18 protein-coding genes are annotated in these 23,827 nt (G+C 57.5%); 7 read left to right on the forward strand and 11 right to left on the reverse strand.

Annotated features, from left to right (window positions below):
• Positions 1–173: 173 nt before the first annotated feature.
• Positions 174–3,152 carry a [protein-PII] uridylyltransferase family protein gene (locus Poly51_RS04125; protein ID WP_146454485.1) on the forward strand — a complete coding sequence of 993 codons (2,979 nt, stop codon included), beginning with the start codon at positions 174–176 and terminating at the stop codon, positions 3,150–3,152.
• Positions 3,153–3,224: 72 nt separating this feature from the next.
• Positions 3,225–4,652, forward strand: a complete 1,428-nt coding sequence (locus Poly51_RS04130) for a sulfatase family protein (protein WP_146454487.1) — start codon at positions 3,225–3,227, stop codon at positions 4,650–4,652.
• Between the two features lie 7 nt (positions 4,653–4,659).
• On the opposite strand, the gene Poly51_RS04135 is transcribed toward Poly51_RS04130, so the two are convergent.
• The gene (locus Poly51_RS04135) at positions 4,660–5,034 is read right to left on the reverse strand and encodes a GxxExxY protein (RefSeq protein ID WP_315853659.1); all 375 of its coding nucleotides are present in this window, start codon (positions 5,032–5,034) and stop codon (positions 4,660–4,662) included.
• Between the two features lie 268 nt (positions 5,035–5,302).
• Here Poly51_RS04135 and Poly51_RS04140 point away from each other — a divergent pair, with 268 nt between their 5' ends.
• Both Poly51_RS04140 and Poly51_RS04145 read left to right on the forward strand, forming a co-directional pair.
• The gene (locus Poly51_RS04140) at positions 5,303–6,712 is read left to right on the forward strand and encodes a sulfatase family protein (RefSeq protein WP_146454491.1); all 1,410 of its coding nucleotides are present in this window, start codon (positions 5,303–5,305) and stop codon (positions 6,710–6,712) included.
• A complete protein-coding gene (locus Poly51_RS04145; protein WP_246114249.1) occupies positions 6,709–7,278 on the forward strand; it encodes a DUF2585 family protein in 570 nt (189 codons plus the stop codon). Before Poly51_RS04140 ends, Poly51_RS04145 begins: the two co-directional genes overlap by 4 nt.
• A gap of 4 nt (positions 7,279–7,282) precedes the next feature.
• Here the strand turns inward: Poly51_RS04145 and Poly51_RS04150 are convergent, their stop codons facing one another.
• The 7 genes from Poly51_RS04150 to Poly51_RS04180 all read right to left on the reverse strand — a co-directional run bounded on the left by Poly51_RS04150 (position 7,283) and on the right by Poly51_RS04180 (position 14,279).
• Entirely contained in the window at positions 7,283–8,080 is a 798-nt protein-coding gene (locus Poly51_RS04150; protein WP_146454493.1) for a hypothetical protein, read from the reverse strand.
• A gap of 15 nt (positions 8,081–8,095) precedes the next feature.
• Positions 8,096–9,379: a YiiX/YebB-like N1pC/P60 family cysteine hydrolase gene (locus tag Poly51_RS04155; protein WP_146454496.1), complete on the reverse strand. Its 1,284-nt coding sequence runs from the start codon at positions 9,377–9,379 to the stop codon at positions 8,096–8,098.
• 8 nt (positions 9,380–9,387) lie between these two features.
• Positions 9,388–10,293 (reverse strand): dihydroorotate dehydrogenase, encoded by a 906-nt coding sequence (locus tag Poly51_RS04160; RefSeq protein ID WP_146454498.1) that lies wholly within the window; start codon positions 10,291–10,293, stop codon positions 9,388–9,390.
• A 64-nt stretch (positions 10,294–10,357) separates the two neighbouring features.
• Positions 10,358–10,987 carry a phosphopantothenoylcysteine decarboxylase domain-containing protein gene (locus tag Poly51_RS04165; RefSeq protein WP_246114250.1) on the reverse strand — a complete coding sequence of 210 codons (630 nt, stop codon included), beginning with the start codon at positions 10,985–10,987 and terminating at the stop codon, positions 10,358–10,360.
• Between the two features lie 8 nt (positions 10,988–10,995).
• A complete protein-coding gene (locus Poly51_RS04170; protein ID WP_146454501.1) occupies positions 10,996–11,358 on the reverse strand; it encodes a TerB family tellurite resistance protein in 363 nt (120 codons plus the stop codon).
• Between the two features lie 155 nt (positions 11,359–11,513).
• Positions 11,514–13,532, reverse strand: coding sequence for a hypothetical protein (locus tag Poly51_RS04175; RefSeq protein ID WP_146454503.1), 2,019 nt, complete (start codon positions 13,530–13,532; stop codon positions 11,514–11,516).
• Positions 13,533–13,733: 201 nt separating this feature from the next.
• Positions 13,734–14,279, reverse strand: coding sequence for a shikimate kinase (locus tag Poly51_RS04180; protein WP_186775330.1), 546 nt, complete (start codon positions 14,277–14,279; stop codon positions 13,734–13,736).
• A gap of 9 nt (positions 14,280–14,288) precedes the next feature.
• On the opposite strand from Poly51_RS04180, the gene Poly51_RS04185 reads away from it, so the two are divergent.
• Entirely contained in the window at positions 14,289–15,671 is a 1,383-nt protein-coding gene (locus tag Poly51_RS04185; protein ID WP_186775331.1) for a GDSL-type esterase/lipase family protein, read from the forward strand.
• 49 nt (positions 15,672–15,720) lie between these two features.
• A complete protein-coding gene (locus Poly51_RS04190) occupies positions 15,721–16,944 on the forward strand; it encodes a hypothetical protein (RefSeq protein ID WP_146454509.1) in 1,224 nt (407 codons plus the stop codon).
• Positions 16,945–17,058: 114 nt separating this feature from the next.
• Here the strand turns inward: Poly51_RS04190 and lptB are convergent, their stop codons facing one another.
• From lptB to Poly51_RS04205, 3 genes are all read right to left on the reverse strand, one after another.
• Positions 17,059–17,874, reverse strand: coding sequence for an LPS export ABC transporter ATP-binding protein (gene lptB / locus Poly51_RS04195; protein WP_146454512.1), 816 nt, complete (start codon positions 17,872–17,874; stop codon positions 17,059–17,061).
• 142 nt (positions 17,875–18,016) lie between these two features.
• Positions 18,017–20,062 (reverse strand): signal peptidase I, encoded by a 2,046-nt coding sequence (gene lepB / locus Poly51_RS04200; protein ID WP_146454514.1) that lies wholly within the window; start codon positions 20,060–20,062, stop codon positions 18,017–18,019.
• Positions 20,063–20,293: 231 nt separating this feature from the next.
• The gene (locus tag Poly51_RS04205; protein ID WP_146454516.1) at positions 20,294–23,377 is read right to left on the reverse strand and encodes a vitamin B12-dependent ribonucleotide reductase; all 3,084 of its coding nucleotides are present in this window, start codon (positions 23,375–23,377) and stop codon (positions 20,294–20,296) included.
• Positions 23,378–23,607: 230 nt separating this feature from the next.
• Here Poly51_RS04205 and Poly51_RS30275 point away from each other — a divergent pair, with 230 nt between their 5' ends.
• A complete protein-coding gene (locus tag Poly51_RS30275) occupies positions 23,608–23,748 on the forward strand; it encodes a hypothetical protein (protein WP_186775332.1) in 141 nt (46 codons plus the stop codon).
• Positions 23,749–23,827 lie beyond the last annotated feature (79 nt).

The raw sequence follows: 23,827 nt of genomic DNA on the forward strand, positions 1-23,827 counted from the left end.
CACAACGCGGCCGGCCGGGCCGTACGCGTCGCGTCAGTGCCAAAGGTTAGGTTACGTTCAAGGCCTACACGGTTCGTCGCGCGGGATTTACACTGTTTCTGACTGCGGCGGCCCCCGATGGTTCCCCATCGCCACTTCATTTCGAAAAGAAAACGTTCTCAGCCGATCGCACCATGGACGCCGAAAACCTTCAAATTGCCCTCCGCGAATGCCTCACGGACTCGATGGGCCCACTGCAAGACACCGAAAATGTGCTTCGGTTGATGAGCCGGTTTGTGCGGTCAAGTAAGGACCCAGACAACCTGGTCCAGTGGTTCCAGCGCGAGCCACTCGTCGCAGAGGTGCTCGGGCTGTTCTTTTCCAGCAACCCGGCGTTGGCCGAGCGATTGATCGCCGATCCACAGACCTTCGATCTGATCAGCGCAAGCCACCACCATTCCCACGACCCGGCGCCGTTGCTTGCCGAATTGACGCGGTTGCTGTCCACCATCGACCAACCAAAGCGTGCCGCGCTAGTGATTCGTAAGTTCTATTCGCGGCACATCATGCGGATCGCGTTTGGCGAATTTGTCCGCGGCGATTCACCCGACATGGTTGGACGCCAAATCGCCCATCTCAGCGACGCGATTCTGGATGCTGGCCTTCGCTTTACGCTGAAACGGCTCGCCGATTTGCGAGGAATGCCGGAGCGGGCCGACGGTTCGATTCCCGAAATCACGGTGATTGGTCTGGGGAATCTCGGCGGCGAGGAGATCGGTTATGCCTCGCCGATGCGTGTCATCTTTTTGTATGACGCGATCGATCATAAAAACGTTTGGCACGGCAAGTTCTATTCCGCGGTGGTTGCCGATACGGTCAAGCTGTTATGCGGTGATGCGAAACGCAACGAGGGTGTCGACATCGATCTTCGGGAAGGCCCCCGTCACGAAGTCGGCGTTCACATCTGTGGCTTTCGCGAAGCCGCGCGGATCTATGAAACCAGCGGCCGGACTTGGCAGCGATTGACGTTCATCAAGGCACGCGTGGTCGCCGGTTCACGAGACCTTGGCAAGTCGTTTCTTGCCCGGATGGAGCCCTGGATCTATCGTCAATTCATCAGCCGCGTCGACCGCGCCGAGATTCGGTCCATGCGGCACAAAATCAGTCGCCGCGCCGAAACGTCTACTTCGACAGATACCGATGCCCGCGACGTCGTCCACGATGCGGGCGGACGCGCCGATTTGGAATTGACGATTCAGTTCTTGCAATTGTTCTACGGCGGGCACGACCGCAGCATTCGAAAACATAACACGCTGGATGCGATCAATAGCCTGCATCGCGCCGGACATCTGGATGACGATACGCGAGTTCGTTTGGCGGACAACTATGCCAAGCTGTGTCGATTACAGCATCAATTGAGCATCGCCTTTGCCCCACCCATCACCACCATCCCGGCGGACGCCGGCGATCGCCAGCGATTGGCTTGGCAACTGGGACTCCGCAATCGTGATGCCGGCCACGGCGACGATGTTCGATTCGACGAAGTGCTCAAGGCAACGCTTATCATGAATCGGCAATTGATGAACGAGTTGCTGGTCGAATCGTTGGGCGAAGAAGCCGCTTCGCCTGCCGAAACGGACCTGTTGCTCGATCCGGATCCCGATCCGGACATGGTCGAAGCAACACTGAAACGTTACAAGTTGAAGCACCCGAGATCAGCGATGGCCGACTTGGCATCGCTCAGCACGGAAACGGTACCGTTTTTATCACCGCTGCGATGTCGCCACATTTTTTCATCGATCGCGCCCAAGTTGCTGGCCGAAGTCGCGCAAACGCCCAACCCCGATGCGGCGCTGCATTCGATGGTCAAGGTGACGGACTCGTTGGGTGCGAAAGCGACGCTCTGGGAATTGCTTGACGCCAGCCCCCCGACGATGCAATTGATGGTCCGGTTGTGCGCGGGGGCACCGTACTTGACCGATATCTTGACAGACAATCCGGGCATGATCGACGAGTTGGTCGATTCATTGGTGATCAATCGGTTGCCGTCGGCCGATCGGCTGGATGCTCACTCGATCGAACTGTGCAAAGGCGCGGCCGAGATCGATGATATCTTGCGCACCTTCAAATCGGGCGCGCACCTGATGATCGGCGTACGCGATATGTTGGGCAAGGAAACGCTTGAGGCGACGCACCAAGCGATCGGCGATTGTGCCGAAGCATGCCTGCGACGGGTGATTCAGTACGAGCAAGAAATCGTCGCCGATCAATACGGCGACCCTGTTGATGCGGAAGGCAACGCGTCGGAGATGATCACATTGGCACTCGGGAAATTGGGCGGACGCGAACCCAATTACCAAAGCGACTTGGACGCGATCTTTCTGTATTCGGTGGGGGGCGAAACCCAGCGGCGGATCGGCGGCCGTCGATCAACCACCACGAACCGTCGCTTCTTTAACCAAGTCGCCCGACAAGTCGTCTCGCGGATCAACCATCCCCATCCGAGCGGCCAGTTGTACGAACTCGATTCGCGTCTGCGTCCGGTCGATGAAAGCGGTCCGATCGCGATCACCGTCGACGAATTCTTGGACCAGTTCCAAACCGACGCCGCGCCGTTGTGGATGCGTTTGGCATTGTGCAAAGCCCGCGCGATTTCGGGTTCGCGAGTGCTGCGACGCGAAGTCGATGCATCCGTCGCAGCGGCGATTGCGACAACGGTTTGGGAGCCGGCAATGGCAACCGAGATTCGCCAAATGCGGCTCGATTTACAAGAAACTGCCCAGCCCGAGAATTTGAAACGCGGAGCCGGCGGAACGATGGACGTGGAGTACGTTGCCCAAATGTTGACCCTTCGGCACGCAAAGCAGACGCCGGCGATCCTTCGACAAGGGACGACGGCCTCGCTGCGCGCGCTGGCCGAAGCTGGATACCTTTCGGGCGATGACGCGGAGGGCTTGATCGGAGGTTATCGAACGCTTCGTCGGATCGAGGCAAGTTTGCGGTTGATGTTGGCACCGGCGCGGCACGCGATGCCGAGCGAGCCAGAACTGCTTAGCAATTTGGCGTTTTTGATGGGGCAACCCGATTCCAACGAAGTTCTTCGGCGATGCGAGTCGGCCAGAACGGGCAACCGCAAGATATTCGATCGCGTGTTCGACGAGGCGAGCGCGTAGAAATCCCAGCGTCGGTCTCGTCACGTGTTAGTCTGGTGCCGTGTTTCGATACTTCCTAACCCAGAGTATTCCATGCGACCGTTGTTCCTGATTCTATGCTGCTTGTTTTTTCCAACGTTGCCGATTGCCGCTGCGACAGAACGCCCGAACATCGTATTGATCTTCATCGACGATATGGGGTGGGGCGATTTTTCGTGTTTCGGGAACACCGAAGCCACGACACCGAATATCGATCGAATGGCCGAAGAAGGCATTCGCTTTCACAACTTTTATGTCAACTCGCCAATCTGTTCGCCATCGCGCGTCGCGATTTCGACGGGCCAGTATCCATTCCGCCACCGAATCAGTTCGTTTTTGAACAACCGAGCGGACAACGAAAAGCGTGGCATGGCGCAGTGGTTAAATCCGTCGGCGCCGATGCTGGCCCGCTACTTGCAACAGTCCGGCTACGCGACGGCGCACTGTGGAAAATGGCATATGGGCGGCCAGCGTGATGTCGATGATGCGCCGCCGATCACCGACTATGGTTTCGACCGATCGCTGACGAACTTCGAAGGCATGGGCGCAAAACTATTGCCCCTTACCGAAGTGCCGACCAAAAACGGTGGCGTCAAAAAGGGTCGGATCTGGGATAAGGCCGAACGATTGGGCGAGCCCGTGCGTTGGATGTTGCGATCAGAGATCACGGGTGGCTTTGTCGATGAAGCGATCGAGTTCATCGACGAGGCAACACAGAAGGATCAGCCGTTCTATGTCAACGTTTGGCCGGACGACGTGCACGCACCCTACTTTCCGACGATCGAAAATTGGTCTGTGACGCCGCACGGTTTGTACCTTTCGGTGTTGGAAGAAATGGATATGCAGATGGGGAAATTGCTCGATCGCATTCGCGACGACGACAAGCTGCGAGACAACACGTTGATCATGATTTGTTCGGACAATGGCCCAGATGACAACGGGGGAACGGCGGGACCGTATTCAGGGACCAAGGCGACGCTATTTGAAGGCGGCATTCGATCGCCGTTGGTCGTGTGGGGTCCAGGCCTGATTCCGTCGCCGCGGCGTGGAAGTGTGAACCGTTCTTCGTTGATCGCCGCGATCGATTTGGTTCCATCGTTGTTGACGTTAGCCAACGTCGATATGCCCGAAGCGACAGTTTTCGACGGCGAAAACCTTGCCGACACTCTGATCGGAAAGTCGGACGATTCGCGGAAGACGCCTGTCTTTTTCCGTCGTCCGCCCGACCGCAAAGATTTTCGCAAGTACACCGACCTTCCCGACTTGGCCGTCCGCGTCGGTGATTGGAAACTGCTTTGCGACTACGATGGTGGCCGCGCCAGACTGCACGACGTGTCGGCGGATCCGGCAGAGGCCAACGATGTTTCGGCGGACAACGCAAACGTCACCAAGCGTTTGGTGAACGCGGTGCTGAAATGGAATGCGTCGATGCCAGCCGACGCGGGCGACCCTGGGTACAACGCGACTGCAAACCGACCGTGAGTCGAGGTCACACCAGGGCAGTCGACCATCGGACGAATCGTTTGAATTCCAATTTGGCAAGCTTGAAATCGATGATCATTCCAACTCGCAAACCGGTCACTTTCAAGTAGTTCAACATCTTGCCAAGCTCGTGATCGGTAATTTTGTCAATCGTCTTTGCATCCACCACGACCGCATCGAAACAAATCAAGTCGGGGATGTAGAGGCCGACGTCGACGGCCTTGTAAATGATCGGGAAAGGTGGTTGCTGACTAACCGGAATGTCCTGGAGCCCAAATTCGATGACAAGTGAATTCTCGTAAACCTTCTCGTGAAAACCGTGTCCAAGCGTATTGATCACCTCCATAGAAGCCCCAATGATCCGATGCGTCTCAGTCTTCAGTAATGCGTCGCCACCATTTTTTAGTCCTTCTCAATTGGGAAATCTCAACCACAGATGGACACAGATCAGATCAGACATTCCAGACTCAAATCTGTGTCCATCTGTGTTTGTCTGTGGTTTTACAAAATAGGAATTCAATATGATTCAGATCCGAGCCACGTCGACGCTTCAACTAAGATGCGTCCATTGCTGCCTAGGCCTCTCACGTAATTTGCAATATCGAACAACGGCACTTGCCTTTGCGGTTTGCGCGGCACTGTTTTCACACATGCTCGATACCACGACGCTAGAAGCAGCAACTAGCAAACTTCCGAACATCGTCCTCATCCTGGTCGACGATATGGGTTATGGCGATCCAGCTTGCTTCAACGAACAGTCGAAGATCGCGACGCCGAATATCGATTCGCTCGCTCGCGACGGAATGCGATTCACGGATGCGCACGCCTCCGGACCACTGTGCCACATGTCGCGGTACGGATTGTTGACCGGGCGTTACCCGTTTCGCACGGATGTTTCCAAGTGGCCAAAGCACGCGCTGATCCGACCCGATCAGGCGACGATTGCGACCGTGCTAAAACGACGCGAATTTCGCACGGCGATGGTCGGTAAGTGGCACCTCGGATTCAACGAGAACGGTTACGAGAATGCGTTACCGGGTGGACCCGTGGACTGTGGATTCGATTCGTTTTTTGGAATCCGAGCATCGACGGATATCCCGCCCTACTTCTACATTTCGGGCAACCGGGCCGTCGATCCACCGACGGACTCGATCGAAGCGAATTCAAGCGAGGGATGGTCACCGATTCAGGGTGAGTTTTGGCGAGAAGGCGGAATCGCGCCGGGGCTGGAACTCGATGAAGTCCTGCCGCGATTCACCGACGAAGCCGTCTCGGTGATTCAAGCCCACGATCGCGAACAGCCGTTGTTCCTCTATCTGGCCTATCCCGCGCCACACACGCCATGGTTGCCCGTCGAAGCCTTTCGCGGCAAGAGTGGCGCTGGTATGTACGGCGATTTCGTGATGATGGTCGATGCACAAATCGGTCGTGTGCTGAAGTCGTTGGATGATGAGCGGATGTCCGACGATACGCTGGTCATCTTCACATCGGACAACGGACCGGTCTGGTACGCCGAAGACGTAGATCGATTTTCGCACGATTCGGTCGGCGGATTGCGCGGCATGAAAGCGGACGCTTGGGAGGGCGGGCACCGAATGCCTTTCGTTGCAAGATGGCCCGGCAAAGTCAAAGCCGGTTCGAGTTGCGATCAAACGATTTCGTTCGTCGATATGCTGGCCACGTTTGCCGCCGTCGCGCAAACGGAACTTACAGAAAACGAAGGACCCGACAGTTTCAGCATTCTGCCGCTGCTTCACGGGAGCGACGAACCGGTTCGATCTTCGTTGGCGTTGTCGAGCGGCAGCAAATTGAAAACGATCCGTAGCGGGCCTTGGAAATTGATTTTGGGCCTTGGTTCGGGAGGTTTTTCGAAACCCAGCAAGATCGCCGCCAAGCGAGGCGATCCATTGGGCCAGCTCTATCATTTGGAAAACGACCCGGCCGAAACCACCAACCTTTACAACGACATGCCGGACAAGGTGGCCGAATTGACGTCGATGTGGGACGCTATCGAAAACAACGAATCCAGTCGAACGGTCTTGCAGGGAACCAACCATTGAACGCCAACCAACGGACTCGCTGTGTTGCCTGGATTGTGGGCGTGACTGTGGTCATGGTCACGATTCTGCGAGCGATGAGGCGAACGTGGTGGTGTGCCTGTGGACGTCCGGTCCCATGGGCCTGGGACATTTGGACGTCTCATGCGTCGCAGCACTTGATCGATCCCTATTTCTTTTCACACGTGCTGCACGGCTTGATTTTCTTTGCCGCGTTGAACTTGCTGACAAAGGTTCCGACCCATGTGAAGTGGATCCTTGCGACTGTGATCGAAGCCGGTTGGGAGATTTTGGAGAACTCGCCGATCATCATCAACCGATACCGCGAGGGCACGATCTCGTTGGATTACTTTGGTGACTCGATCGCCAACTCGATTTTCGACGTGATCGCGTGCTTGTTGGGCTACGCGTTTGCTTCACGGGTCCGCCCGTTGACGGCGATCGCGTTTTTTCTGGTCGTGGAATTGGTGCTGCTGGTGACGATCCGAGATTGCTTGACGTTGAACGTCATCATGTTGGTTTCGCCCGTCGAAGCGATCAAAGAATGGCAGAGTGCGGGTGTCTCGTGACTGGCTACTTCACTGCGTTCTTGTTCACGTGCGGGTGATCGCGAAGGTGATCTTGGCAATACGCGAAATGGCCGTCGCACTGGCTGCAGTATCGAAAGTCGGCGCTTGGGTCCGTGGTGCTGTCGATGCCACAGACGTGACAAACGTGTCGCGGCGTCTTGGACTGTTTGACCTGTTTCTTGTTCCACGCCATTTTGCGTTGCAGACTAACACCGCGGCCAAACAGCCCGCGTCCGAAGAACAGCAAGTAGTTTCCGACTGATGCTAGAACCAACATCTTGCCAGCCAGTGGCGCGGCAAGAAACGTCAGAACGTACCAAGCCGCTTGCAGCCACGCCAAGTACTTGATCTTCACCGGCAGTACAAAGAACAAGAGAAATTCAAAGTTCGGGTTGTAGGTCGCAAAGGCCAAAAAGACGGTTGCTTCGAGGAAGAAACCGGTCACGGATTGGTCGTGCGCGATACCGGCGGCGATCAACGTCAAGATGAGTCCGACATACATGAATGAACAGTATCGGACGTTGCCCCATTGTTGTTCGAGCGCCGTTCCCATCATGTAGAAGATATAGAAGTAGAAGATCGCGAAGATCGGACTGCTCGTCGGCGCGACCAGCAAGAACGTTCCCAATCGCCAGACTTCGCCTTCGATCACTTTGTCCCAAATCAAAGTGCCTCGTTCGATCATCGTCGGGTCAACAAGACTGAAGATCCAAAACACGAACTGGCAACCGACCAGCAAGGCGGTCAGGTTAGGAATCGTGATCGGGCGAACGATCCGGTCGATTCGATCGAGTAAGTTCATATTACAGTAGCGAAGTTAAGAGTTGTTTTTCAGGGTGGCGACGGTCGCGTTCATCACGGGTGCCACATCGTGATCGGTCAACAAAGCGTCACCGAATCGCTGGCAGTAAACGGCAACTGTAGAGAAAGACTGCCCGGCAACTGCTAATTCCAAGAGGTCTTCGGCCGAAATCGTTTGCCGTCCGGCGCGTTTCTTCAATTCGAATGACATCCCGCCGAGGCCCTCGTAACTGCGATAGACGACTTCGGTGCAAACCATGCGATCGGATCGCGTGAAGTCGAAATCAAAGTCATACGGTTTACCAACATGCGAATGGGCGCGCCGGATGGCTTGATCGATTTGCGGCGCAGGGAGTGTCGGACGAATCAACGCGATCGCATCGTTTCCCAGCGGCGAATCCATTGTGCGGACTCGAACACCGTCTTTAAGTGATTCGACGACCTGATCGTTACCGACGTACATCGCCGCGTGTGGCCAGAAACCGGGCAAGAAGTAGTTCGTGACGGCGGCTTCTTTTCGCGTCACAAAGACGTCGCCGGGTTGAATGATCGCCGCGATGGCGTCCGCGACGTGGGCGGGCAATCGGGCGACGTGGCCGGGCTTGGTCGAAATGCTGCTGACCAATCGCGAACCCCATTCTTGAATGGCGTACACCGAGCGAGCGAAGCTCTGGCCGACCAATCGCTCACGCGTGTCTTGGCGAAGTTGATGAACACGAGCGCGGAGGTAACGCTTGGCACCGATCGCAACTCGTTCGCGCAGGACATCGATCAGCGAGACCAACCGCGCCACATTCTCGTCGGCCAACGACAACCGCTGGAAGAGTTCCCGATTGTCGTCATAGAAATGGTTCGCACGTCGAACGCCGATCGCATTTTTGGGATCGGTCAACGACAGTTGGATTGTATCGAAGCTGTTCCGGTCGATGCCAAACAACGAATACGATTCGTTCAGTTTTCGGCGCACCAGGACGTCTTTACCGAACTGGTCGCGAAGGGTGCGAGCGGCATCGATCAGGATCAGCGCCGACGTGTACGCCAGTGCGAACTCGGCCGCATTGTCTTCGCGTGCTTTTCCGGCCGTCGTGCGGATTGTGTGCAGGATTTCTAGCAGCGCCGCCCGCGCCATGTGGTACGAGACCCAAAGATGCGTGACCTGGTCGTCCTCGATCGGCGAGAAGAAACCGCGGTCGCCGGTCGCAAACTCCGCCCGCATCGATTCGGCACGCACACGCATTTCACGCATGTGTTGTGCAAGATTCGTGACGGTCGAAACGTCGGTCGCGGAAAGGGTCGTCATGAGTCGATCTACTTGTTCAGCGTGCGAACGCACTGGCCGACGGTGGTGGCACCGATCTCTGCCAAGGCGGATGGTAGTTCGTCGATCAGCCGCGTCGATACGGTCGGGTCATAGTAGTTCGCCGTTCCAATCTGAACGGCACTGGCGCCGGTCACCAAGAACTGCATCACGTCATCGATCGTTGCAATACCGCCGATCCCAATGATCGGGATGTCGACGGCCGAAGCGACTTGGTGCACACACCGAAGCGCGATCGGCTTGATCGCGGGGCCGCTCAATCCGCCCATGCCGTTACCCAGCATCGGCTTGCGTTTTCGCCAGTCAACGGCGATGCCTAAAACCGTGTTGATCAGGCAGACCGCGTCGGCGCCGCCGTCGGCTGCACCGCGAGCAATCTCGTCGATGCGAGTCACATTCGGCGTCAGCTTGGCCAGGATCGGCACGTCCGTCGCCGCGCGCGCCGCCGCGACAACGCTTTGGCATGACTTGGCGTTGGTGCCAAAGTCGATGCCACCGCTGACATTGGGACAAGAAAGGTTCAGCTCGATTGCCGAGACTCCCTCGCGTTCACCGACACGACGCGCCAACTGAACAAAATCGTCTTCGGTTCGACCGGCAACGCTGACCACAACCGACGTGCCCAATGCAGCCAAGTAAGGAAGGTGATTCTCTAAGAACGCGTCAACGCCGTCGTTGTCCAACCCGATCGCGTTGAGCAATCCGGCGGTGGTTTCGACCGTTCGCCAAGGCGCGTTTCCGACGCGAGGTTCGGCGGTGATGGTCTTTGGAAGCACCGCGCCGAGCCGAGGAACGTCGACGATGCCTTCCATTTCACGGGCGTAACCAAACGTGCCCGAAGCAACCATGATCGGATTCTTAAGCTGCAAACGGCCAAGCGATACGGAGAGGTCCACAGAGCTTTTCGGGTTCAGAGGAGTTGATTGTTAATGGTCGCATCGTTGCAATGTTGATGTCGCTTCAACGGATCAATCGATCGTGGATTTGCTTCAGCAACCGATCGGCAACGTGTTCTTTGGTGCCTTGGATGGCTTCGATGACCGCACCGTCGCGATCAAGCAGTTCGACTTCGTTGTCGGCCGCATCGATCGCCGCGGGACCATTGGACACCATCAAGTCACAATGTTTGCGTTCCAATTTAACGATCGCGCGGAAGTGTCGGTCTTCCGTTTCCAAAGCGAAGCCGACGACCCATTGGTCATGTCGTTTATTTTGGCCGAGCGTGGCGACGACATCGGGCGTTTCGACCAACTCGATGGCAAGCGGCTTGCCTGTCTTGGAAATCTTTTGCGTTTGCATTTCTCGCGGCATGTAATCACATGGCGCTGCGGCACCGATCGCGCCGTCGCACGTCTTGAATGTTTCGACGGCGGCTTGCAGCATCTCGTCGGTCGAGATGACGGGTATGACCGTTGCCGCGTTGGGGTACTCGACCGACACCGGACCCGAGATGACGACGACTTCGTGGCCAAGGTTCAGCGCAGCGGCGGCCAACGCCGATCCCATCCGCCCACTCGACGCGTTGGTCAAATAGCGAACCGGGTCAAGATATTGACGCGTCGGACCAGAGGTGATCAAGATTCGGGCCACCGCTTTGCTCACGAACTAAGCGTTTCGTCGATCAACCGCTGCACGTCGGCGGTAGAGATCGACATCTTGGCTGCCGCGAGCGCGAACAACCGTTTTTCGCTTTCGTCCAAATGGCCATCGGCGGCCATCATGCGGATCATGTCTTTGAGCAGCTCTTCGCTCGCTTCGGCGCCCGTCGGCAGTTCCAAGGCGGCCTCGTCGCCCAGTCCGAACTCGACCGCTTTCTGCAGATCGTATTCGTCTAGCCCCAGCTCGGCACAGCGGTCAGCCACCAAGTGGACTTCGCGTTCGCCTAACTGGCCGTCCGCGAAAGCCATCACGACGAGATTGCGGAGTTGCTGGCGGCGATGTTTGATTTCTTCGGTACTCATGCCGAAATGGTAACCCTACCACGTCCGTTAAACCAGTATCCCAGTCCACCGGGGTAGCTTCGTCGGCAGCCGCTTCGACGGGCGGAATCCGGGCGTGCGATAGGCTGCCGTCGCCGCGAAAAAGTGGTTTTTCCGAAATCACATGGCCGCAGCGTCTATTCGACGATTCGTACCGCGTGTGACGCCATCACGTGGGGCATGTTCAGCCCCGGCAAGTATCCGACCGTGCCGACCACATTGACTCGGCTGTTCAGATGCGACCGCAAGTTCACACCCGGCACGGGGGTCACGTAGGCAACAGTGCGGCCGGTGCCATCGGTCAACGCAAACGGTGGGCTGTGCGGTCGAGCCGAATAGACCTGAACAAGTTGTCCGCCATAGGTAGGCGTGTCGGCAGTTGCTGCGGTTTGGGTTGCAGTTGCCGGCGCGTTGTCAAACGACGCGATTGGAAGTTCGGGGACCGTCAGGCTGGTCGGTGTTCCGATCGGCATCGTCGCATCGGCAAGCACGACATCGCCTTGGTTTCGGATCATCGAGTTCCCGTCGCGACGGGTCGCAACGAGAGCATATTGTTCGGCGCGATCGGCCAAAAGTCTTGCCTGCGATGCAATGTTCGCATCGGTGGCGGATCGAGCGATCGTCCGAGCCGCAGTCGCAACAGGTTCGGTTTCAAGCGCCGAGGCTTGCCCGGCCATCAAACGCGATAATGTTATCGTCAATTGATCAACGCTCGCGTTCGCGGTTTCGCTTTTGATCTGTGCGATGCGCTGGGCGGGAACGACGTTCAACGTCGATGCCGTTGTTAGTAACGGGGAAGACGCCGCAGCCGCCGGCATGCTGCCGGCGGGCATCCATCCTGAAACCGCAGGACTCGCCATGGGTTGGGGAACCAAGTTTTGAGCCGGCATCGGTGCCTGGCCAGAAACCTGCATGATCGTTGACGCTGGGGGCGCCGGTGCGGGAAGGCTCATTTCGACCGGAATGCTCGACTGCGATACAACACTCTGCTGCGTAGCGACACTCGGTTGAGCAATCGCGGTGGTCGGCGTCGACATCGGTTGCGGTGCTTCAGCGCTTGCGACCGCATTGGAAGTTCGCGCGGCGCCGCTGGTCCAATTGTCATCGTTCGGCACCGGTGGGATCGCGGTGGTTGTTGACGTTCCGATCGGCGTCAAAGTCGGCCGCCCCAAGAACGCGACTGAGGCGATCAGACCTTTCCGCCGAGTGGGTTCATTCGCCACCGGCGGTTGCTGTGAGGCGGTTTGCTGTGAGACGCCCAGACTTGGCGATGGCGCCAGCGATGGAGGCGATTCAAGTTCGACCGATGCGGTCCGTGGGCGAGAGTCTTCGGCTTCGCTCGGCTCGCTTGATTTCCATGAGTCTCTTAGGCCGCTGCCAATCGGCATCAGTTCCATATCATCGGCGTCGTTCTCCAGCACCGATTCACCGGATGCTTGAGCAACACCGGACGGATGCGTTCGGCGACTCGAAGCGGGTTTCGCCGCGATCGGCTGCGCGGCGGGGCGTGCCGTTCGCTTTGGCTCGATGCTTTGCGTGCGAGGCGACGTGGGCCCGGCTTCGGCAAACATGATTTCGTTTTGCGATTGAGCGACTGCCATCGTTTCGATCAGCTGTTCGCTGTTGATCACGACTTGATCGCGGTGGATCCAGCGAAACTCGCCCGACGGCGGAACGATGCGGTACCACAACTGAGGCCCATCGGGTCCTTCGCGTTCGCTCTTGCCGATGATCGTGACCGGTTCGCCCTTGGACAACTGAACTTGCCAGTTGTACGAACGGGCGCGACCCAGGTGGGTGCCGATCCATGCGACGGTGCGATCCTCAATGACCACGCCTGTGTTGCTGGATTTTTCGCGTTCAACGGTGTCTGCGGGGATCCAGCTGAACGCCGACTCGGGCGGCCGAATGCCCAACCAACCGTCTTTGCCTTCGTAATAGACCTCCAGCGCTTGGCCATGGCGAAGTTCGTCCGTGCGATAGTCGGTCGCCGAAGGACCGCATCGGGCGTGCGACTCCTCTTGAGCCACGTAGACGGTGTACGGCTGGAACGATACCGATCCCTGGGCCATCACCGGCGATCCGAAGAGGATGCCAAAGGCGAACAGCAGGATAGGCGATAGTTTCGATATTGTTCGACGTCGTGACGATTGCATCGCGAGCGAGTCCTGAAAGGCGAATTTGAGCTTCTTTCAGTTCCCGATAATCTATCGCGGTCCTCGAAGACAAGATCATTCCCACCGTGGAACTGCTTTTGAGAGCTTGGCGGGACATCTGCCTTGCTATCAATAGACGCCCGCGGCCAAACGAGACTTTTTAGAACGGCGGATTCCCGTCCTTGCGGAACCACCTTGTTATCAGGCGTTCTCGCCTCCATTTCGTCCGACGGCTTCCATCACCAACTTCGCTACTTCGTCAACCGACTTGCCCGTCGTGTCGACGTGGTGGTCGGCGGACGCTTGGTACAAATCCCGTCGCTGGGCCATCAGGCGATGGATTTCTTCTCGCTGGGACAATTCCGTCAGCGCCGGCCGGCGCTCTGTCGTCGACGCATCGGCGAGCACGCGATCACAAATCTCCTCTGGCGTCGCATCCAACCAGACACGAATTCCCGTCGATTCGATCAACTCGCGATTCTCGGCACGTAGAATGGCACCACCGCCCAACGACACGATCGACGGCTTGCCGGCCGCGACGACGCGAAGTGCCTCGGTTTCGAGGTCGCGGAAATGCGACTCGCCGCCAGACGAAAAAATCTCGCGAATCGATTTTCCGGCGTTCGTTTCGATGACGTCGTCCAAGTCGATGGTCGCGACGGCCCAGGCGGCCGACAATCGAGCAGCGACGGACGTTTTTCCCGTCCCGCGAAAACCGGTCAAATAAAGATGGCGCGTAATGAACATGCTGAAACGATGACAAAAATAGTTGCCGACGACAAGCGAGGTCGCCGCCGAAGGGTGATGATCGCGATGGCCGTCACGCTTTCGCTTCTGCCGTTTTTCGCCATCGAGTGGGCGGTGCGGACGTTCGCGACGGTTCCCGACGCGGTCGACGTCGATCCCGTTGCCGGGATGGAGCATCTGCGCCCGTTGTTCGAATTGGATGCAGAATCGCAACGCTACGTCATACCCGATTGGCGACTGAAATTCTTTTATCCTGATTCGTTTGCCCAAACCAAGCCGGCTGGCACACGTCGCATCTTCGTATTGGGTGGCTCGACCGTTGCGGGGCGACCGTACGCGACCGAGACGGCGTTTTCGACCTGGTTGCGGTTGCGACTGGAAGCTGCCGCCCCGGAAGCAAAATTCGAGGTCGTCAATTGCGGCGGAGTCTCGTACGCCAGCTATCGCGTCTCGAAACTCCTTGACGAGGTGTTACGCTTCGAACCTGACGCGATCGTTCTGTACACCGGCCACAACGAATTCTTGGAAGACCGATCGTATGCCGCCGTCCGCGAACTCGGATGGGGGCGCCGAGCCGCCACACGCGTCGCCGCGCATTGGGCGACGGTCGGATGGTTGCAACGGAAATTCGCTTCGCACGCCGATCCGACCAACGCCGTGACGCTGTCGGCTGAAGTCGATACGCGACTGGATCACGTCGGTGGTCTCGATGCGTATCGCGACGATCCGGGTTGGCGGCGCGAAGTCGAGAGTCAGTTTCATCAAACGCTTACCAAGATGATTGACACGACGAAAGCCGCCGGTGTGCCGATGATCGCTTGTGTTCCGGCGGGCGACTTGATCAACACGCCTCCGTTCAAGTCCGATACATCGAATGCGCATACCAATGCGATGGCGTGCTACATGATCGGCCGCAGCCGCTTCGAAGGCGGTCGATCGGACGAAGCGAAGCAATTGTTGGTGATGGCCCGCGAAAGCGACTTGTGTCCCCTGCGCGCGACGACTGCGATCGTGGACTCGGTGCGTGTGCTCTGCAAACAATCGGGCGTCCCGGTGGTTGATACCGAGCGGATACTCGACACTCGTGATTTTCGCGGCGCCCGAGTGCCTGATGGGATCGTTGATCCTCAATTCTTTGCCGATCACGTACACCCCACGATCGCCGGCCATCAACGGATCGCCGACGCGATCGCCAATCAATTCGCGAGCTTGGGTTGGATCCAAATCGATGACGGCGCAGCGGATCGTTACGAGGACGCGGCGCGACGTCATTTGGATTCGCTCGACGAAACCTACTATGCCCGAGGCGACCAACGGTTGGCGGGGCTGAAGCGATGGGCGGCGGGGCGTGGTGGAAGCCCGATTGCGGAGGATGAAAAACCGCTAGAATGAACTGCTGTATGTTTGCTCACTCATGTGATTGCGGAAAGCGGAGTCATCGATGCGTCAACTGATTGCCCTGGTACTGTTCGTCGGATTGATATCGCCTCCGGTGTTTCATTTTGCCGCCGCCGACGAGGCGTCTCAATCAACGACGCCGCTGAGTCCCCAAAACATCGAACGCAGTCTTGAGCGTGACAGCCCGATCGATGCCGAAGAGATCGCCGCGGCCAGCAGTTGGGCGACCAGCAGCGGCGTCGTCGATTGGCTCGGTCCACTCGCGCCGGTTGCGCTGTCACCGTTCTTTGGTGTGATGTGCCTCTCGGGGCTTGCGTTGTGGGGCCCCGAATGGGCGACCGACAACGCGGTTCTGGGTGTTGCCGGGCCGCTACGTCACGAGTGGCTGTTTTTCATCTTCGCGGGTTTGACGTTGTTAACCAGTTTGCCGCGATTGACGAAAGTCAGTAAGCCGTTCGCACAGGCTGTTGATCGTTTGGAAACCTACGCGGTGATCGTCATCCTGTTGTCGATCAAGTTCGTGATGTCGATGGAAGCATCCGAAAACGCCGTCGACGGTCCGACCCAAATCGCGATGGTTCACTTTGGCATCGTCAGCATGTCGATCGACACGCTGTTGGCGATCGCGATGGTGATCAACGTGTTGGTGATCAATAGCGTCAAGTTCTTCTTTGAATTCTTGGTTTGGTTGACGCCCGTTCCGTTCTTGGATGCAATTTTTGAAGTCTGCAACAAGTCGTTGTGTGCAGCATTGATGGCGGTGTACGCCTACAGTCCGACGCTGGCAACGGGGATCAACTTGATGCTGTTGTTGGCGGCGGCGTTGATGCTGCGATGGATCGGGCGCTACGTCCGGTTTTATCGCACGATGGCGATTGATCCGATCTTGGCGACGTTGTGGTCCGGATTCGGTACGCCACGAAAACCAGAGTTGATCGTGTTCCCTCGATCGGAATTTGGTCCGTTCAAGGCGAAGAGTCGCTTGCGATTGGCCGGTCACGTTGATGGCGGATGGAAATTGTCCGAAGCGAACTGGTGGATGCCGGCCAAAGATTTCGCGATTACGAAAGACTTGAAACCGATCGTCGGAAACGGCTGGGCTGTCAACTCGATCACGATCGTCGATGAAAACGGAAACGAGTCGACGTTGTTGTTCAGTCGCCGATACAGCCGCGCAAAGCTTTCGACGCTGTTGCAAGAGTTGGGCCTCGATCAAGCCGAAGCCGACGAAGCGGCCCAGCAGACGATCAAAGCCGAATTTGCATGATCGGCATGAATGGTTCTAAAGGCCGTGCGAGAAAAAAGTGTGCGACCCCTTTTGCCGGGAACCGGCCCTTCGGGTGCTTCGCACAAAAGGGGGCGGACACTTGTTTTTCCATTCCTAAACGTCGGTGATTCGTCGCTCGGGCGCCGGGGCCGTTCGGAAGTGAGGCTTTGGGACGCCGGTGTGATTCTTGTCGACGCCGTCCAAGTCACCCAGGTATTCTTCGCGAACCTTCGGATGCTGTTTGACTTCATCGGGAGTGCCGTCGATCAACACTTGTCCTTGATAAATGACATAGCAACGATCGACCGTGCCCAGAATTTCACGAGCCGCGTGGTCGGTGATCAACACACTGATGCCGCTTTCACGCAGTTGCAAAATCACCTGTTGGATCGATTGAACGGTGACCGGATCGATGCCCGCGAACGGTTCATCCAGCATGACGATTTTCGGGTCGGAAACTAAGCACCTTGCAATCTCCAAACGCCGTCGCTCGCCGCCTGACAATCCGCCCGCTTTGCTTTTGCGTATGTGCGTGATGTTGAATTCTTCGAGCAGTTGATCGGTTCGGTCTTTGCGGGCCTTGCGATCCATTCCCAACAATTCCAACAGCGCCGAGATGTTCTGTTCGACGGTCAATTTCTTGAACACGCTGGGTTCTTGCGGCAAATAACCCATGTGCCCGTCGCGAGCGCGTCGAAACATTGGCCATGTCGTGACATCAACGCCGTCCAGATAGACGCGGCCACGATCCGGTTCGATCATTCCACAAATCATTCGAAAGCTGGTCGACTTGCCGGCTCCGTTGGGACCCAGCAACCCGACGATCTCGGCGCGGCCGACGTGCAGGTTCACACCGTCGACGACGCGGCGGCGACCGTACGTCTTTTGAAGCTCGAACGCTTCCAACACCCAAGGGTTTTCGCTACTCATGTTTGCATTCCATTGCTTAGGAGAAAAAAGTGTCCGCCCCCTTTTGCCGGGAACCGGCCCTGCGGGTGCTTCGCACAAAAGGGGTCGGACACTTATTTTCGCTCATTGCTTACCGAGGCAATTCGTTGACGCGACGTCTGTGCTATCGGATCAGTTTGATTCGTTTGAAATTGGGCGTGAACGGTACGGGCGAATTCCAAGAGTGCGGCCAGAACACGACCAGTGCTTTGCCGACCAGCAAGTCGCGCGGCACGTAGGAGTCTTTCGACCATTTCCAAGCGTCCTCGTTCACGCCACGAGGCAGCGGGAACTGGCCCTTGGTTCCAGCCCAACAACGTGCGTCCAGGCTCTCGGGGCTGTTGTCGCCCATCGGAAAGAACTGGTCCTGTTCCAGTACGAACGTGACCTCGCGCCGCGTCGGCCATCCGACAAAATCGTCCCAACGCTTGGGCGATCCTAGAATGGACTGAATTTCGCCAAGCCCGATGCCGTTGTTGGCTAAGCGAAACATCATGTTCATGTCGTAGTCAAAGATGCCGCCGAAGCTGCTGTCTTTGGTGGCGATGTAGTACTTGTCGCGACGTAGTTTCAAGTGTCGAACGGTTGCCTCGCCGCCTTCGACGGCAATGCCGACCGGAGACGCGTCCAGCGGATGTGCGGCCGTCCATCGCGGTCGATCTTCATCGCGGTTGCGAAATTTGCGTGCGTCGTAAGTCGTTGGCGAATCGAACGAGACCACTTTGTCATCGATCCACAGAACGATTTGGTCGTCACAATTGCTCATGCGAATCGCGTGTCGTGATCCGGCGGTTACACCGGTTGTGGCCGAAGGATTCGTTGTGCCATCCGAAAATGGAATCGCCGCCGAATCGCTGGCTAGCGCGTCGATGATCGACAACGTGGCTTTTCCAGACTTCAAATCGATCTGGCACTGGTACTTGACGCCGGCTTCGATCAATTCGATGGTTGCGGATTGCGTGCCGGTGGCCGTTTCCAAATCGGCGTCGAAGATCAAGTCGCCGACCCAGTGCAAACCATCCCGGCCGAGTTGTTGTCGGCCATTGTCTTGGCCGCCCCAGATTGCGACTCCGCGAAACTGCTCCGGACCGGCACTGCTGTCGTAGTCGCGGTTGAATTCGCCGTTGCTGTACCCGCCGTTGAGTGTCCTTTCCAAACCGCCACCGCCGGCTGCCGAAGGCCGATCGGCATACACGTAACCGGCCGGGACATGAATGTAAGAATCATAGGCATAGAAGTCGGTGATCGCGCCGCTTGCGTACGCGTCAGCATCGGCGAGCGACTTGCCTTCATCGGCGGCTTTCCATTGTTCGTCCGTCGCAAAGTGGTGGAAGTAGCGCAGCCATTTGGCGTCACCGGACGCGGACTTCACTTCGGCCGTCAGACCATCGGCACTTCGTTCGACGGTCCACGAGTCCGTTGGTGGCACGGTTGCGCCGATCGACCATGGTTGCCATCGACTGGGATAGTTCGACTTGATCAGCGTTTCGGATTGGTGGTCGGTGTCACAAACGGTCTGGCTCATGGCCAACAATTTTTCGGGCGCCTTTCGCAAAATCGCGGGCACTTCGTCGGTCCCCGTCGGACGCGCGTAAACGTCGCCGTGGGAGAGCGAGAGGGTTTCGTTTGGAAGGCCGACCAATCGCTTGATGTAATTCTGTTTCGGATTGCCCGGGTACTTGAACACGATCACGTCCCATCGATCGGGGTCGTTGATCATGTACTTGAACTTGCTGACCAAGATTCGGTCGCCGTTGAACGTAGCGTGGTTGGGATCGTCTTTCAGGTCCAACGAATTGACGTGGCGGCAATTCGGGCAAATACCGCCCACGACAACCAGGTCGGTTCGTGGACCCGACCGCTCGCGGCTGGCACCGACTTGAAATGGTTCGCCACAGCGGTCACAGGAAAGGTCCTTGTGGGCGCCCATCAACATTGGCGCCATTGATCCGGTGGGAATTACGAAGGCTTCGGCTAAAAAAGCACGAAAAAGCAGCGCCAGAATGAACGCGACCACGAATGCTTCGACGGTCTCGCGCTGGGCGGCGATGCGAAAGGTCTCGGTTCGTTTCTCGACCGGTGTGCGGGAATCGATGGTTTTGGAATCGATTTTTGCGGCCGCAGCAGCAGATTCCTGGGCGATTCGTTGAGCGTTCTTGCTGCGAGCCATCGTGGGGACGGTGCCTGGAAAGAGGGGGAATTCGAAATTCGCGGGCAAACCGGCATCCTAGCCATTTTGCCCGACTTACGGAACTTCGGTTTCCCAGCCCCGATCTTGGGCCAAAAATCGGCGCCAAAAATCGGGACCATAGCTTGTCAGCCCAAAAGCCACGCCGGAAACGTGGCCGGTCGGCCATGTATCCCGCCAGGGGAGGTCTGGCGGGGCTTCGCTTGGTGCCGGCTAGCTGCAACCCATGCTGTTGCCACAGTTGTGACACAGATAGCAGTTGCCGTTGCGGACGGTGATGCTGCCGCAGTTGTCACAGCTGGGGGCGTCGATCTGGAAGCGAGCGAACTGGTCGCCCTGTCCGCCCATCGAATCCTCGGTTTTCGCCGAGCCGTTGGAATGGCCATTGGCGTGGCCGTTTCCGTTGCTGGAGGATCCTTCGCCCATCGCAGCCATCAGGGTCGCACGTTCGGCTAGGGCGACTGCCGCACCGGCGTCCTCGCGGAGTCCTTCCATGACCGAGCTGGTGTTGACGCCCGAGGGACTGCCTGCGGCGTCGTTACCGCTGTTGGTCGCCTCGACGACGGGCATGTTGTCATGACCGCTCATGAACGTCAGCCCCAACCAGCGAGCGATGTAGTCGACGACGCTCTTGGCGATTCGGATGTCCTTGTTGGACGTGTGGCCCATCGGCTCGAAACGCGTGTGGCTGAACTTGTTGACCAACACTTCCAACGGCACGCCGTATTGAAGTGCGATCGACAACGCGGTTCCGAAGCTGTCCATGATGCCGCCGATCGTCGACCCTTCTTTGGCCATCGTGATGAAGATTTCACCCGGGCGACCATCGGGGTACAGACCGACGCAAAGGTAACCTTCGTGACCGGCGATCGTGAACTTATGCGTCACACTTTGACGTGTGTCGGGCAGTCGTTCGCGACGAGGCTTGTAAACGATCTTTTCGACGGTTTCGGTAACGACCTTTGCCGCCGCGTCGGCCGCCTTGCCTTCCTCGCTCTTGGTGTTCAGCGGTTGCGATTGCTTGCTGCCGTCGCGATAGATCGCGATCGCCTTCAATCCCAATTCCCAACCCCAGAAGTACGCGTTGGCGATGTCCGCCGGCGTCACGTCGTTGGGCATGTTGACCGTCTTGCTGATTGCACCCGACAAAAACGGCTGGGCCGCCGCCATCATCGTGACGTGCGCCTGCCACCGGATGCTGCGAATGCCGTTGGCCGGTTGGAACGCACAATCGAACACCGACAAGTGTTCCGGTGCAATCTCTGGTGCGCCTTCGATCGTGTCGTTGGTGTCGATGTAAGCCAGGATGACTTCGATTTGATCCGACGAATAGCCGAGGTTTTCGAGTGCCAATTGGACGGTACGATTAACGATCTTTAGCATCCCGCCGCCGGCAAGTTGCTTGTACTTGACCAATGCGATGTCGGGTTCGATGCCTGTTGTGTCGCAATCCATCATGAAGCTGATGGTGCCCGTCGGTGCCAGTACTGTTGCCTGAGCGTTGCGGAAGCCGAACTTTTCGCCGATTTCCAAAACGTCGTCCCACAACTTGCGAGCTGCTTCCTTCAACTCGGCGGGGCCGTCGTCGTTGATTTGGTCGCAAGCCTCGCGGTGCATTCGCATCACGTTCAACATCGGCTTTTCGTTGTTCGAATAGCCGTCGAACGGTCCGACGACCGAAGCCAATTCCGCACTGGTGCGGTTCGCTTCGCCGTGCAGCATTGCCGTCAACGATCCGCAAACACCACGAGCGGCGTCCGAGTCGTACGCCAAGCCGCTGGTCATGATGACGCTGCCCAGGTTCGAATAACCCAGTCCTAGCGGCCGATAACGATGGCTGTTTTCGGCGATCGGCTTGGTCGGATAGCTAGCGTGGTCGACCAGGATCTCCTGAGCGATGAAGAACAATCGTGAAGCGGCGCGAAAGCGTTCGGTGTGGAACGAACCGTCCGGCGAAACGAACTTCATCAAGTTGATGCTGGACAGATTGCATGCCGTGTCGTCCAGGAACATGTATTCGCTGCACGGGTTCGACGCGTTGATCGCGCCGCTGTTGGGGCACGTGTGCCAGTTGTTGATGGTCGTGTCGTATTGCACACCCGGGTCGCCACAGTGCCACGCACACTCGGCCATCTTGTTGAGAAGTTCTTTCGCGTCGTACGACGGCGGCGTGCCCTTGGCCTTGTTCGAAACCCAGCGCGTTTGGAACGATTGACCGGCGCGGACCGCGTCCATGTATTCGTCGGTCAAGCGAACGGACAAGTTTGCGTTTTGGAAACAAACGCTGCTGTAGGCTTCGCCGTTGAAGTTCGACTCGTAGCCTTCACGAATCAGCGCGTGCGCCTTCCTTTCTTCGTTCCACTTGCACTCGATGAATTCCAAAACGTCGGGGTGCCAGACCTTCAGCGATTGCATCTTGGCGGCGCGGCGAGTCTTGCCGCCGCTCTTCACAACACCGGCGATCGAGTCGTAGACCTTCATGAACGACAAAGGGCCTGATGGCGTCCCACCGCCCGACATGCGTTCGCGTTGACTTCGGATCGTCGACAGGTCGGTGCCCGTGCCGCTGCCGAACTTGAATAACATCGCTTCGCTGAACGCCAGCTGCATGATGTCTTCCATGTTGTCTTCGACGCTTTGGATGAAGCACGCCGAACCCTGTGGATACTCGTACGAGTTTTCCGGTTGGTCGACGTGACCCTCGGCCGCGTTCCAACGCCAATTGCATTTCGAACCCGTCACGCCGTATTGGGCATGCAGACCAACGTTGAACCAAACGGGGCTGTTGAAAGCGCCGTGTTGATGCAGGCACAACCACGTCAGTTCGCGATAGAAACGGTCGCCGTCTTCGGGGGTGTCAAAATAGCCATCCGCCAAGCCCCAGTCCGCGATCGTACGCGTGACGCGGTGGATCAATTGGCGAACACTCTTTTCGCGTTCGCCTTCGTTGGTCGGGTCGCCGTAAAAGTACTTTGACACGACGACGTTGGTCGCCAATTGAGTCCAACGGGCTGGGATTTCACAATTGGTTTGCTCGAATAGTGCCTTGCCGCTCTCGTCTTTGATCGCTGCGCTTCGCAGTTCCCACTCGACGGTCTCGAAAGGTGATTGGCCGGTTTCGGGACAAAACACGGTATCGATCTTCAATCCGTGGTCGCCGGTGCGCTGGTGGGTTCCGAATCGCGATCGAGCGTACTCGACGCCGTGTTCGGCATTGACCTTTTCAATCGCCGGGTCGCCCGAAAGATTGTTGTTGCTGTCTGACGAGTGGGTGCGTGCAGGGAGAACGGTCGCCATGGCTTTGAGACTCCTTAAGGGTCATCCGTGTTTTGGTGTCCGTCGCCAAGATTCGCTCAGTTTCCTTGCGAAGCGGCGTCCACCAACAATTGTAATAAGCAGATTCTGAAGATGAACGGTTGTCGATCACGTCGGGCCGGTGCTGGGGTGAGCTCGGTCGGGGGGGACGAAGTCGCAGGCATCAATCCTTCGACGCATTTCCCGAGGGCTCAAAGTTTCCCTAAACGTTAATGAAAGCACTACCCGTAGTCGGTTTCGGTGCCGAAGTTGACTACATGTGGACGACATGGGACGTGATCGTACCGATTGCAGAAGGCGTGTCAAACTCTTTCTTGTCGCCGCTGCTAAGTCTTGACCCGGTAGCACTTTAGGATCCCCGAATGGGCTCACGCGACCGTCGCCGGTAACCTCACACTGTTTCCGTAACATCAAGTCATCAATGTACTTAGC

This window comes from Rubripirellula tenax, from assembly GCF_007860125.1.
Taxonomy (GTDB): Bacteria; Planctomycetota; Planctomycetia; order Pirellulales; family Pirellulaceae; genus Rubripirellula; species Rubripirellula tenax.